General features: G+C 66.1%; 14 protein-coding genes and 2 pseudogenes. 11 read left to right on the plus strand and 5 right to left on the minus strand.

Annotation, left to right across the window (positions count from 1 at the left end; translation table 11 throughout):
- Positions 1-2 precede the first annotated feature (2 nt).
- The 3 genes and pseudogenes from G6N27_RS15440 to G6N27_RS15450 form a co-directional block, all read right to left on the minus strand.
- Complete coding sequence (locus G6N27_RS15440; RefSeq protein ID WP_163777231.1) at positions 3-1,133, minus strand: DUF4328 domain-containing protein; 1,131 nt, start codon at positions 1,131-1,133, stop codon at positions 3-5.
- Between the two features lie 196 nt (positions 1,134-1,329).
- Positions 1,330-1,451 (minus strand): annotated as a pseudogene (locus G6N27_RS25695) (sirohydrochlorin chelatase); the annotation flags it as partial.
- 28 nt (positions 1,452-1,479) lie between these two features.
- On the minus strand, positions 1,480-1,824 hold the full coding sequence (locus tag G6N27_RS15450) for a rhodanese-like domain-containing protein (protein ID WP_163777233.1): 345 nt from the start codon (positions 1,822-1,824) through the stop codon (positions 1,480-1,482).
- Positions 1,825-2,296: 472 nt separating this feature from the next.
- On the opposite strand from G6N27_RS15450, the gene G6N27_RS15455 reads away from it, so the two are divergent.
- The 9 genes and pseudogenes from G6N27_RS15455 (at position 2,297) to rraA (ending at position 7,839) form a co-directional block, all read left to right on the plus strand.
- On the plus strand, positions 2,297-2,455 hold the full coding sequence (locus G6N27_RS15455; protein ID WP_163774188.1) for a hypothetical protein: 159 nt from the start codon (positions 2,297-2,299) through the stop codon (positions 2,453-2,455).
- Between the two features lie 153 nt (positions 2,456-2,608).
- Positions 2,609-3,232: a superoxide dismutase gene (locus G6N27_RS15460; protein ID WP_163777235.1), complete on the plus strand. Its 624-nt coding sequence runs from the start codon at positions 2,609-2,611 to the stop codon at positions 3,230-3,232.
- Positions 3,233-3,397: 165 nt separating this feature from the next.
- Positions 3,398-3,931 (plus strand): peptidase, encoded by a 534-nt coding sequence (locus G6N27_RS15465; protein WP_163777237.1) that lies wholly within the window; start codon positions 3,398-3,400, stop codon positions 3,929-3,931.
- 477 nt (positions 3,932-4,408) lie between these two features.
- Positions 4,409-4,807: a transcriptional regulator gene (locus G6N27_RS15470; RefSeq protein WP_163777239.1), complete on the plus strand. Its 399-nt coding sequence runs from the start codon at positions 4,409-4,411 to the stop codon at positions 4,805-4,807.
- Positions 4,808-4,900: 93 nt separating this feature from the next.
- A complete protein-coding gene (locus G6N27_RS15475) occupies positions 4,901-5,557 on the plus strand; it encodes a DUF6474 family protein (RefSeq protein WP_163777241.1) in 657 nt (218 codons plus the stop codon).
- A gap of 22 nt (positions 5,558-5,579) precedes the next feature.
- Positions 5,580-6,248: a YcnI family copper-binding membrane protein gene (locus tag G6N27_RS15480; protein ID WP_163777243.1), complete on the plus strand. Its 669-nt coding sequence runs from the start codon at positions 5,580-5,582 to the stop codon at positions 6,246-6,248.
- A gap of 32 nt (positions 6,249-6,280) precedes the next feature.
- Positions 6,281-6,760, plus strand: coding sequence for a copper resistance CopC family protein (locus tag G6N27_RS15485; protein WP_232065107.1), 480 nt, complete (start codon positions 6,281-6,283; stop codon positions 6,758-6,760).
- Between the two features lie 215 nt (positions 6,761-6,975).
- Positions 6,976-7,119, plus strand: a pseudogene (locus G6N27_RS25700) (hypothetical protein); the annotation flags it as partial.
- Between the two features lie 231 nt (positions 7,120-7,350).
- Positions 7,351-7,839, plus strand: a complete 489-nt coding sequence (gene rraA, locus G6N27_RS15495) for a ribonuclease E activity regulator RraA (protein ID WP_163777247.1) — start codon at positions 7,351-7,353, stop codon at positions 7,837-7,839.
- 56 nt (positions 7,840-7,895) lie between these two features.
- Here rraA and G6N27_RS15500 read toward each other — a convergent pair whose 3' ends face one another.
- Positions 7,896-9,365, minus strand: a complete 1,470-nt coding sequence (locus G6N27_RS15500) for a flavin-containing monooxygenase (protein ID WP_163777249.1) — start codon at positions 9,363-9,365, stop codon at positions 7,896-7,898.
- Between the two features lie 77 nt (positions 9,366-9,442).
- On the opposite strand from G6N27_RS15500, the gene G6N27_RS15505 reads away from it, so the two are divergent.
- Entirely contained in the window at positions 9,443-10,081 is a 639-nt protein-coding gene (locus tag G6N27_RS15505; protein WP_163777252.1) for a TetR/AcrR family transcriptional regulator, read from the plus strand.
- A 27-nt stretch (positions 10,082-10,108) separates the two neighbouring features.
- Positions 10,109-11,314, plus strand: a complete 1,206-nt coding sequence (gene dinB / locus G6N27_RS15510; RefSeq protein ID WP_163777254.1) for a DNA polymerase IV — start codon at positions 10,109-10,111, stop codon at positions 11,312-11,314.
- Positions 11,315-11,350: 36 nt separating this feature from the next.
- On the opposite strand, the gene G6N27_RS15515 is transcribed toward dinB, so the two are convergent.
- Positions 11,351-12,862, minus strand: a complete 1,512-nt coding sequence (locus G6N27_RS15515) for a PE-PPE domain-containing protein (RefSeq protein WP_163777256.1) — start codon at positions 12,860-12,862, stop codon at positions 11,351-11,353.
- Between the last annotated feature and the right edge of the window lie 215 nt (positions 12,863-13,077).

A 13,077-nucleotide genomic window follows, 5' to 3' on the forward strand; every position in this document is an offset into this window, starting at 1 on the left:
CCCTATGCTGCCGGTTCTTCACCCGCCAACTCAACCGCTGCAGTAGATCCCGCCGGATCCTTGCCGTCGTCCTCGACGACCACCCAGCGGTGTGCGGGCCGCTCGACCGGCTTGCGCTCGAACCCTTCGAACAGCTTGGCCGTCACCAGCACCGACGCCAAAGCCAGCAGATAGGCCACGATCATCGCCGCCGTGTTGTTGGCGATACCCTGCGAATCCTGTGCGCCACTGGTCACCGTCGCGAAGACCGACGTCATGCTGCTGAGCAACCACAGCAGCCACCAACTCCAGATCACCGGTCGCAACCGGGTGTAGTGATCCTCGGTCCGGGCCAGCTCGATGACGTAGACCAACGCCCACACCGTGGCAAGCAGCGGCAGACAGCAGAGCGCGACGCAGCCGGCCATCAGCGCCCAGCTGGTCGGACGGTCCGACGTGGCCAGGACCACGGCCACGGAGATGGCCAGCACCATCGCGAACGACGGCGGCAGCAAGGTGCCCACCCACAGCGCCCGCCGCGAGCGGGATTCCGGCGTACCGCGGTGCTCGAACGCCGCGGCGCGACGGGCGATCATCCACCGGGTCAGCACTGCGGCACAGGTCATCACCGCGGCAACCGCTGCCAGGCTGGCCAGCACGCTCAGCAGCGCCGCCGCGTCGGCCACCAGCCAGTTCAGCAAGGTGTTGCGGTTGATGACCAGCAGGAGATAGCGCACCACGTGCACCAGCGCCGCTGTTCCCAGGGCGATCGCGGCGACGAAGAACGTCGTGCGAACGCGGTCGGCCGATGGCGCGGGCCGCGCCGCGCGACCCGGCCCGGCGCCCTCGGCCCCGACGCTGTCGCGCAAACCCCAGCGCGGTATCGCGGTGTATCGCGGCGTGGGTCCGAGCGGGCGGCGACGACGGCGAGGGGGTGGGGGTGGGCCGGGACGCAGCGCGATCCAGCGGTAGCCGGGTGGTAGTCGCGGCGCTGTCCGCGGGCCGGCACTCCAGGCACCGTCGGTACGCGCGGCGGGTGCGGCCGGCGTGGTCGTTGCCGGAGCCAGCAGCGTCCCGTTACAGCGCGGACACCACACACGCTGCTTGTCACGGACATTCCAGCGTGTGCCGCACTGGGAGCACACTTGGATCATCTGCGCCGCTCCTCCTCATCGCTGCGCTCTGCATCGTCACCGGCGGGGATCATCTGCGCCGCTCTCCCCCGCAAGCGGGAGGTGCCCCCACCACATCGCTGCGCTCTGCATCGTCACCGGCGGGGATCATCTGCGCCGCTCTCCCCCGCAAGCGGGAGGTGCCCCCACCACATCGCTGCGCTCTGCATCGTCACCGGCGGGGATCATCTGCGCCGCTCTCCCCCGCAAGCGGGAGGTGCCCCCACCACATCGCTGCGCTCTGCATCGTCACCGGCGGGGATCATCTGCGCCGCTCCTCCACATCGCTGCGCTCTGCATCGTCACCGGCGGGGATCATCAGATCAGCCTAGATGCTGCCCGGGCTGCCATCGTCGGTGACGACCGGACGACCGGCCTCGGCCCAGGCGGTCATCCCGCCGTTGACGTTGATCGGCTCGAACCCGCTGCGGGCGAGGAAGTCGGCGACTTTGGCCGAGCGGCCGCCGAGCTTGCACACGACGTAGAGCGTCGCGGTCCGGCTGATCTCGTCGAGCCGGGCCGGCACGTCGCCCATCGGGATGTGTTGGGCTTCGGCGGCGTGCCCGCGACTCCACTCGTCGTCCTCCCGGACATCCAGCAACACCGCCGACGGCCCGAATTGGGCGGGCAAGTCCGCGACCCCGATCTGCGCCACAGCCGATTCACCATCCATGCGGTCGATCTTGGCACGCACGCCCCGGCCGCGCTGCGACTGGCGTCCAGCTACCAACGGGTATCCACAGTTTCCACAGGTTTATCCACAGCCCCGGTCCAACCGCGGTTCGCTTTGACGCGCGGTCAATACCGGGACGCCGCTCATCGCTGTGGATAAATGCCGGCCGTTACCGGACCGTGATCGACAGCCCACGCCGGCCCTCAGCGAATCCTTAGGCGATCTCATGGCATAGGTCCGCATCCCCTCTATGGGGGATGTCACAGCCGGCCCCAGCGGTTGAGGCAAGCCCACGCCCGGTCTTATTAGCAATGCGTACAAGGACATCGCCAGCAACAAGATGCTGGTCAACGCGCCGCGATCGACTCAATTTTTCAGGCGGTACATAAGAGGTTATGATCGCGATCACTGAGATCTTTTGTGACTCATCTCACTGGGGGACCTAGTTGGACACGCAGGCCGGAGCTTCTCGATGACAACGCAACCGATCGGACCACAGTCGGCGCGGACAACGTCGCGCTGGTACACCACGTCGGCGACGTGTAATCGCTCCTATTTGCTTGCCGGCCTTCGCGCCGGACTCATCGCTCTGGTCTTACTGGCGGTCCTCGCCTTCATCATCTGGTTCTGAACCCACCCCATTGGGTAACCCCGCCAAACACTCGTTCTTGCGGCGCGCGCGGTGATGGAGCAGGGTTAGTTACGCCAAAGCCGCCGCTTCGCTAACAGCCTGCGAGTGAAGCGTCAGATCAGATCGTCAACGATCCTCGAAGGAAGGAACCCCGTGGCCGAATACACTTTGCCCGACCTGGATTGGGACTACGGAGCGTTGGAGCCCCATATTTCGGGCCAGATCAACGAACTTCACCACGACAAGCACCACGCGACGTACGTCAAAGGCGCCAACGATGCGGTTGCCAAGCTCGAAGAAGCGCGTGCGAAAGACGACCAGTCGGCCATCCTGTTGAACGAGAAGAACTTGGCTTTCAACTTGGCCGGCCACGTCAACCACAGCTTGTGGTGGAAGAACCTGTCTCCCAACGGCGGTGACAAGCCGACCGGTGAGCTCGCCGCCGCCATCGATGAGGCGTTCGGATCGTTCGACAAGTTCCGCGCGCAGTTCACTGCGGCTGCGACCACGGTGCAGGGCTCGGGTTGGGCCGCGCTCGGGTGGGACAGCCTCGGCCAGAAGCTGTTGATATTCCAGGTTTACGACCACCAAACCAATTTCCCCCTCGGTATCGTTCCGCTGTTGGTGCTCGACATGTGGGAGCACGCGTTCTACTTGCAGTACAAGAACGTGAAGGCCGACTTCGCCAAAGCGTTTTGGAACATCGTCAACTGGGAGGACGTCCAGTCGCGTTACGGGACTGCGACTTCGAAGGCTCAGGGGCTCATCGCCGGCTAGCTTCGGCTTTCTTCGTCTCGGGGCGTCGCGCCACTCGCGCGGCGCCCCGAACTCTATTTCGACGGTGTTTCTTTTTTGCTTTGTCGCCGTTGGTTGCTCGTGTCAGCTTGCGGGCGTTGCCAGGCTGCCGCATGCTGATCTGATCGACCCACAGGGGAGGGCGACATGGATACTGGTTCAGGCCGGGCCATTGAAGTGGCCCCCTTCCATTCTCGTGGTGCCCTGAAAGGCTTTGTGGTTTCCGGGCGGTGGCCCGATTCGACAAAAGAGTGGGCGCAATTGCTGATGGTCGCCGTCAGGGTGGCGTCGTTGCCCGGATTGCTGGAAACCACAACGGTTTTCGGTGTGCGCGAGGAACTGCCGGAAGCTCCTGCGCCGGGCACCGTGGGCCTGGTGTTGGCAGAAGGTCCGGTAGTAGGCGAATCAGCAATCAAGCCAGGCTATTTCGCCGACCATCAGCCGCCCGCTCTGTTGATGCTGCATCCGCCTTCCGAGACGATGCCGTCGCTGCCCGAGTGCAACGGCGCGGCGTCGGGCTGCGTGCTGTTGCCCGGTCTGCCCTATCTGGGGCTGGAGCACCGGGCCGCGTGGGTGGAGGCCGAAGCCGACGGCACGATCACGTCGATGGTCAGCCGCGTAGGCGTCGACCCGATCAGCCACCCCGATACAGCTATCTTGGCGATGCTGCTTGCCGCCTAGGCATTCGCGCGTCTGAGGCCCACCGCGCCGGCCGTGAGCCGATGCGCCGCCCCGGCCGTCGAGTCAGTCGCCTCCGGTGACAGCTGAGCGGATGACCGATGCTTGGCGACAGCATGCGCCGTCCGCCCAATGCGGCCGCGCCGGTAGTCCCTGCAGCTCGACAGCAAATCGAACCTCTGATCGCACGCGTGATCGCGTAGGTTGCCGCGGACATCACCGCGTCGGCCCGGCGAGGCCGCCCGATGCCCCCAATATGCGCCGAACCCGCGAAACATCACACAATTCCCTTGGAACATCATGTGTATTCGCTGCACAGCGCTATTGGGGCGACGGCTCACCGCGGCGACGAACCCGGGCACCCGCTGACGACAATTCGGCTCAAGTTTGCACTTGGTTGCGACGATAACTCTGGCTACGATGGTCAGCAAATACTTGAACGGAGCTACTCGGTCTACCAACCCGGTGGAGGTCATATCGATGAGCACGACATTTTCCGCCCGCCTGAACCGTCTGTTCGATACGGTCTACCCGCCCGGACGGGGTCCGCACACTTCTGCTGAAGTCATCGCGGCGCTCAAGGCTGAAGGAATCACGATGTCGGCTCCGTATTTATCGCAGCTACGCTCTGGCAACCGCACCAACCCGTCGTCGGCAACCATGGCCGCCCTGGCGAACTTCTTCCGCATCAGGCCCGCGTACTTCACCGACGACGAGTACTACGAGAAGCTCGACAAGGAGCTCTCGTGGTTGCTGGTCATGCGCGACGAGGGTGTCCGGCGCATCGCCCTGCGGGCGAGCGGCTTGTCACAGGAGGCGCAAGAAGACATCGTTCACCGCGTCGACGAGCTGCGCCGCAAGGAGCAGCTGGACGCCTGACGGCAGCCGCCACGGTCGGCCCGGTTAGGGTTGGCCCATCGCTGCCGCACAGGCACCGCGATCGTCGACGAGACCCATGGAGGTAGTGCGCGAATGGGCCTGTTCGGCAAGCGAAAGACCCGTGCGACGCGTCGAGCCGAGGCCCGCGCGATCAAAGCCCGGGCCAAGCTCGAGGCCAAGCTGGCAGCCAAGAACGAGGTTCGCCGGTTCAAGGCAGCGCAGCGCGCTGAGACAAAGCATCTGCGCGAGCAACTGAAGGCCCAGCGCGGCAGCGACCAAACCGCGTTGAAGATCGCCGAGGCTCAACTGAAAACCGTGCGCGAGGGCAAGTTGTTGTCGCCGGCGCGGATTCGCCGTCTGCTGACGGTGTCGCGGTTACTCGCGCCGATCGTGGTGCCGGTCGCCTACCGGGTTTCGATCGCGGCACGCGGACTGATCGACCAGCGGCGCGCCGACCGGCTCGGGGTCCCGCTGGCTCAGATCGGTCGATTCTCCGGGCACGGCGGCCGGTTGTCGGCCCGCGTCGCCGGAGCCGAACAGTCACTGCGGACCGTGCAGGAGAACAAGCCCAAGGACCCCGAGACCAAGCAGTTCGTCACCGAGATGTCCGCGCGGCTCACCGACCTCGCGGCGGCGATCACCGCCGCGGAGAACATGCCCGCCACCCGCCGCCGCGGCGCCCACGCCGCGATCTCGAGCCAGCTCGACGAAATCGACGCCGACCTGATGGCGCGCCTCGGCCTGGCCTGACCTCTGGAGGCTCCGAACAACAATGTCATCCCCTCGTCGGTTTTTCTGGCGCAGCGCAATCGCAACGATCGGCGCGTCGGCGCTCTGCCTGTGGCCCGCCGCCACGACCGCATCGGCCCACGTCGAAGCCACCAGCGGCGACGCCGTTCGGGGCGGCGTGGCGCTGGTCAGCTTCCAGGTCCCCAACGAGTCGACGACCGGCGCGGCCACCACCACGCTGACGGTCGACCTGACCAATGTCTCCGCGGTCCGCACCGAAGCCGAGCCCGGCTGGACGGCTGACCTCGACCGCGACGGCAGCTCAGGCCCTGTCCGGTCGGTGACGTGGACCGCGGCGCCCAACGGCGGCATCGGGGTGGGCGAATTCGGGGTCTTCCGTATATCGGCGAAGCTGCCCGATGCCGACACGGTCAGCTTTCCGGCAACCCAGACCTACGCGGACGGGACCGTGGTGAAATGGGATCAGCCGTCGACGGCCGGCCAAGCAGAACCCGAACACCCGGCGCCGACCCTGGTGATCGCCGGGGGGGCGCCGTCGCATACTCAGCACACCGTTCAGCCGACCGCCACGGCAACGCCTGCCGCTCCGGGCCGGCCGGCGGCTGACAACACCGCCCGCGTGCTGGCCGGCGCGGCGTTGCTGCTCGCCGCCGTCGGGATCGGTGCCGCGCTGATCGGGCGGCGGACATGAATCGGCGCGCACACCTGGTCGCCATCATCCTGATGCTGGCAGCCGTCGGCTTCGCGGTCACGCTGACGGCGGGCGCCGCGAGCGCACACGCCGCCCGGGTGTCGGCCGACCCTGCCGATCACGCCATCGTCAGCACCGGGCCGGCACGGGTCAGCGCAACGTTCAACGAAGACCTGCAGACCACGTTCGCGGCGATAACGGTCGTCGGCCCGGACGGCAACATCTGGTCTGCGGGCGAGCCGCAAGTACGCGGCACGGTCGTCAGCATCGGCGTGCGACCCCTTGGGCCGACCGGCAATTACACCGTCAATTACCGGGTGACCTCGGCGGACGGGCATGTCGTCGCCGGGGCGTGGTCGTTTCAGCTGACCGCCCCGGGCACCGGTACGCCCGGTCCCGCGGCGCGGACGTCGGACGCCCCACCCGACGACGTCCCGATCTGGCCGTTCGTCCTCGGCACGCTCGCGATAGTCGGCGCCGGTGCGTGGTGGTCCACCCGCAACCGGCACTGACGCCCGGCGGCCGCCGGCCCGTCGGGTCGGCCCTGGCATGATGGACACAACCTCAAAGGAGCAAGCGGATGGCAGACCCGCAGGATCGACCGGACCACACCCCCGACCCCGCGCCACCGCCTCCCGCCGACGCCTCAACGCCGCCTCCCCACGCTGAACGGCCGGCGCCTCCCGCTGACGCAGCCCCGCCGGTGCCGCCGCCCGTCGGCGAATCCGAGCAGCCGGCCAAGAAGACCCCGGCAAAGAAGGCGGCCAAGAAAGCCGCTCCGGCGAAAGCCGCGAAGACGCCCCCGGCCAAAAAAGCTGCAGCCAAGAAGGCTCCGGCGAAGAAAGCTCCCGCCAAGAAGGCGCCCGCCAAGAAGATCGCGCCCGCCGCACCGGATACCAATGGTCAGCTCGCTGCGGCGGCCAAAGATGCTGCAGCACATGCGAAGTCGACCGTCGAGGCGGCCCGCAACCCGTTGCCCGAGGTGCCGGCTGAGTCAGCGGCCGGCCGCTCGCCGGTGCCGCTGGCGGTGGCGATCGCGATCAGCCTGCTGGCGATACTGCTGGTGCGCCGGCTGCGTCACGACGACGACTAGGTTGGCCGGGTGACCGTGGTATTCCGGCCCACCGCCGACCTCGTCGACGACATCGGGCCCGACGTCCGCAGCTGCGACGTCCAATTCCGCCAGTTCGGCGCGCGAAAGCAATTCGCCGGTCCGATCACCACTGTTCGCTGCGCACAAGATAATGCGCTGCTGAAGTCGGTGCTGTCGACACCCGGCGACGGCGGCGTGCTGGTGATCGACGGCGGCGGCTCGGTGCACACCGCGCTGGTCGGCGACCTCATCGCCGAGTTGGCCCGGTCCAACGAGTGGTCCGGACTGATCGTGCACGGCGCAGTGCGGGACGCCGCGGCGCTGCGTGACATGGATCTCGGCATCAAGGCACTCGGCACCAACCCGCGCAAGAGCGCCAAGACCGGCGCCGGCGAGCGTGACGTCACAGTCAGCTTCGGCGGGGTGGATTTCGTACCCGGCGACATCGCCTACAGCGACGACGACGGAATCGTCGTCGTCACCGCGGCTAACGGCTAAGGCTCGATTGTCCGGCTCCTCCTCGCTCCGCTCCGCCGGAGCGCATCGTCGCCGAACTAAACCGCCAGCGCTGCAGCCTTTTTCGCGAAGGCCAAAGCTTCGTCGTCGACCTTGCCGCGCCGGATCAGCTGCAGGTCCATGAAGTAGTTCTGCTTGAGCCGCCACGGCGACACGTGTCCGGCCTTCGGAAGGTAGTCCAGGGCGCGCAGCACGTATCCCGGTGTGAAGTCCATCAGCGGACGCTCGTCGACGGAATTGCCCGGGTGCTGCGGCACGACGGTGGCATAGCCGTTGGCGTCCATGTAATTGATGACGCGGCAGACGAATTCGGAGACCAGGTCGGCCTTCAGCGTCCACGATGCGTTGGTGTAGCCGATGGTGAACGCCATGTTCGGCATACCGGTCAGCATCATGCCCTTGTAGGCCATCGTGTCGTTGAGTTCGACGTGCTCTCCGTTGCGCCGGATCTCGGCGCCGCCGAACAGCTGCAGATTCAAACCCGTTGCGGTGATGATGATGTCGGCCTCGATCTCCTGGCCGGAGCCGAGCTTGATACCGGTCTTGGTGAAGCGGTCGATGGTGTCGGTGACGACGTCGGCCTGGCCTTTGCGAATGGTCTTGAACAGATCACCGTTGGGCGCCAGACACAGTCGCTGATCCCACGGGTTGTAGCTCGGGCCGAAGTGCTTCTCGACGTCGTAGCCCTGCGGCAGCCGGCGCTTGGCCATCGTCAGCAGCGTCTTGCGCATCTGGCGCGGGAACTTGCGGGAGAACTGGTACTGGAAGGTGCTGAACGCGATCCACTTCCACCGGTTCGCGGTGTGCGCGGCCTTGGTCGGCAGCCACTTGTTGGCCTGCTCGGCGAACGGGTCGCTCAGCGGCAGCGAGCCGACGTAGGACGGCGACCGCTGCAGCATCGTCACGTGACCGGCGCCCGATTTCACCAGCGACGGAATCAGCGTGATCGCGGTGGCGCCCGAGCCGATCACCACGATCTTCTTGCCGACGTAGTCGAGATCCTCCGGCCAGTGCTGCGGATGAATGATGGTGCCCGCGAAGTCGTCGTAGCCCTCGAACTTCGGCAGGTAGCCCTCGTCGTAGTTGTAGTAGCCGCTGCACGCGAACAGGAACGAGCAGGTCAGCTCCTGGCGCTGACCGTCGTTGTCGACGGTGAGGGTCCAGCGATCCTCCGCGTCGGACCACTCGGCAGCGAGCACCTTGTGCCGGTAACGGATGTGCTTGTCGATGCCGTTCTCCGCCGCGGCTTCCTTGATGTAGGCCTTGATCGAGGCGCCGTCGGCGATCGACGTCGACGATTCCCACGGCTTGAAGCGAAAGCCCAGCGTGAACATGTCCGAGTCGGAGCGAATCCCGGGGTATTTGAACAGGTCCCACGTGCCGCCGAGGTCGTCGCGACGCTCGAGGACGGCGTAGCTCTTGGACGGGCAGCGGTCCTGCAGATGCCAGGCCGCGCTGATGCCGGAGATGCCGGCGCCGACGACAACAACGTCGAGGTGTTCAGTCATGGCGGACACGCTATCAACACCGTGTTGAGTGCGTCAACACTCTGTTGAATTACTCAACACCGTGTAAAGTAACCCGCGTGGCAACCGTCAGCTCAAGCCGTGCACCCAGGGCACGCCGGTCCGCGCGCCCGTCCGGCGACGACCGCGAGGTCGCCATTCTGACCACCGCCGAGCAGCTGCTCCAGCAGCGCCCGCTGGCCGACATCTCGGTCGACGACCTGGCCAAAGGCGCCGGCCTGTCGCGCCCGACGTTCTACTTCTACTTCCCGTCCAAAGACGCCGTGCTACTCACGCTGTTTCAGCGAGTGATCGTCGAAGCCGACTCCGCGTTGGAGAACATGGTCGCCAATCCGCCCGCCGACCTGAAGGGGTTGTGGCGCATCGGCATCAACGTCTTCGTCGAGACGTTCGGGTCGCACCGCGCCGTTGTACTGGCCGCCGATTCCGCCCGCACCAATAAGGACCTGCGCGACCTGTGGTCGCGATTCATGCAGAAGTGGGTCGGCCACATCGCCACCGTCATCGAGACCGAGCGGGCCCGCGGCGCCGCCCCGGTGACGCTGCCGGCCGACCAGTTGTCGGCGGCGCTGAACCTGCTTAACGAGAAGGTGATGCTCAGCTCCTTCGCCGACGACCGCCCGTCGGTGCCCCGCGAAAGGGTGCTCGAGACGCTGGTGCACATCTGGATGAGCAGCATCTACGGGCGCGAGGTCTAGCCCCAAGTCGGTGCTGGATGCGAACATATGTTCGTGTCCAGCGAGGCCTCGATCCTGCACGCGGACCTCGACTCGTTCTACGCGTCGGTCGAGCAGCGCGACGACCCCGGGCTGCGCGGCCGGCCGGTGATCGTCGGCGGCGGCGTGGTGCTGGCGGCGAGCTACGAGGCGAAGGCGTACGGCGTGCGCACCGCGATGGGCGGCGCCCAGGCCCGGCGGCTGTGCCCGCAGGCCGTGGTGGTGCCGCCCCGGATGGCGGCCTACACGCAGGCCAGCGACGCGGTCTTCGAGGTCTTCCACGACACCTCGCCGCTAGTGGAGGCCATCTCGGTGGACGAGGCGTTCATCGACGTCGGTGGGCTGCGCCGGGTCTCCGGCACACCGGTGCAGATCGCGGCCCGGCTGCGCAGCGAGGTCCGCGACCGGGTCGGCCTGCCCATCACGGTGGGTATCGCGCGGACCAAATTCCTCGCCAAGGTGGCCAGCCAAGAAGCCAAACCCGACGGCTTGCTGCTGGTTCCCCCGAGCCGGGAGCTCGCGTTTCTGCATCCGCTGCCGGTGCGACGGCTGTGGGGCGTCGGCGCGGTGACCGCCGACAAACTGCACACGCACGGCATCGAATCCGTCGCCGACGTGGCCGAGCTGAGCGAGTCCATGCTGGCGTCGCTGGTGGGCGGCGCGATGGGCCGCCAGTTGTTTGCGCTGTCCCGCAACATCGATCGCCGACGGGTGACCACGGGGGTGCGCCGCCGGTCGGTGGGAGCGCAGCGGGCGCTGGGCCGCGCCGGCAACACCATGTCGCGGGCCGAGGTCGACGCGGTGGTGATCGGCCTGGTCGACCGCATCGCGACCCGGATGCGTGCCGCCGGGCGAACCGGCCGGACCGTCACGCTTCGGTTGCGGTTCAACGACTTCGGCCGGGCCACCCGATCGCACACGCTGCCGTGGGCCACCTGTTCGACGCAGACCATCCTCGGCACCGCGCGACAACTCGTCGCGGCAGCCGCGCCGCTGATCGCCGAGCGGGGGCTGACACTTGTCGGGTTCGCGGTCTCGGAAATCGACCGCGCTGGCACTGAGCAGCTGATGCTGCCGTTCACCTCGCGAGCCGATCCGGCCGACGTCGACGCGGCGGTCGACAGCGTGCGTCGCCGCTACGGCAAGTCAGCGCTCACCCGCGGCGTCCTGATCGGCCGAGACCCCGGCTTGGAGGTGCCGCACCTGCCGGACTGATGCGGTCGTGGCGACGCACTCAGTCGCGCTGTGCGGCTATGAGAACAGGCCCGCAAGGTTGATGAAGGTGCCCACGGCGGCAAACAACGGAACTTCAGCACCGACTATGAGGTCGTATGGAACCAACGCCGTGTTGGCGGACGTCGGATCAAGAATCGCGTCAATGAAGTTACCGCTGCCGAGTTGATCCGTGAATATGTTCGCGTCCCATGTAGGGAGACTGGTGACCGCGTCTTTGATTGCGTCTGCAAGGGGGGTCAACGACGAAACGTCGTATGAGAGCGTGCTGCTGATGTCGTTCATGATGTCGGTCGGCGACGAGCTGAGCGTCACGTCGGACAGTGGGAAGCCGGCGTACTTGAGCAATCCATCTATGACGTCGGTAAACGACGGGTCTTGGGGGGCGGCGCCGATTGTGTAGAACGCGTCTGCGAATGGCTGCAGCGGGGCGACCTGGTCTTGGTAGCTGCCCGGGTTGTGCAGGTCGCTGAGGGCGGCGGTGACTCCTTGGTGCCAGCCGTTGCTCAGTGCATCGGCAAGTTGCGTGTGATCGATGTGGGGGGATAGCCCGAAGGTGGTGGGCTCGTTGGCGGGCCCTTGATTCCAGCCCTCCGTAATGCTGCCGTAGCCCAGGTTCACCAGGATTTGGGTATCGGGTTGCAGCAGATCATAGAGCGGCTGTCCGACTCGCGGGATCAAGAGCAGCGGCTCCAAGATCGGCAGGTTGTCGTTGGGAATCATGTAGTAGTCGGTCAGCCCCTGCCCGGTAAGTGCCTCAGATCCCGGCAACAGAATCGCGTTGTTGATCTGGTCGGGCGCGAGATCCAGATACGTGAAGTGCTCAAAAAAGAACCCCAGCATGGCGTTGAGGTCCGACAGCAGATTTGTCGTGTAGTGCGGGAAGTCGGCGAAACCGTCGTATTCGAGGGTGTAGATGTCGGTCGGATAGAGGTCGGATGGTGTCGCTGGTTCGAATGGGACGTCCAGCGCAGTGAAAGCCGCGGTATTACCGGCCGGAAAATCGAAGGTGTTCATGAAGCCGCCGTTGGGATTAAGGAGGTCGCCGACCAGCACGAAATGCACGTCGTCGCTGGGCACACCATCGGCTTGAAGTTGCTGCATGAGCAGCGAGGAAGCTTCTGAACTCTGCGAGTAGCCGAAAACTACGACGGGGTTCTCGGCGCTCACTCCTCCGCCGGCTATTTGGCTTTCGATACCGGACACCATGATCGCTTGGTCCTGGTCCAGCGATGCACCGTACGGGAGAGTGTCGGGGTTCAACGCCGACGACCCTTCGGGGGTATACGAGGACTGCGCGGTGCCGGTGAAGCCGAGGTGCTGCAGGTACAGAGTGTCGGCAGCATCCACGTATTGCGACGGCGGTGTCGGTACCAGGGTGGCGCCGAAAATTAGCGCCTCGCCGTCTCCGAGCGGCGAATCGGCGGTGTCGGCGAGCGCGGCCGTCGAGTTCAGCAGCGCCGTCAACCCACACAGACCGACCGTGACCAACAGGCCGGCGCCCACCCGATGAAATTCTCGACCCGACATCACAAACCCCTCGAACGCCAATGTTGATCCGGTTGAAACCGGGGGCGCCAAGCGCTTTGGGAATAGTCACTCGCGTTGAGTAGCTGGAGCTCAGTGACGCACCACTGCAATTTCGGGCAGACCTGGGCAGTACTACTTAATCGTGAAATCTCGCGCCCTGGGAAGAGCAGCAGGGCGTCGATATCGCGCATGTTGGCCGGCTCGCGGTGCCACCA

It is taken from the genome of Mycobacterium cookii (assembly GCF_010727945.1).
Lineage (GTDB): Bacteria > Actinomycetota > Actinomycetes > Mycobacteriales > Mycobacteriaceae > Mycobacterium > Mycobacterium cookii.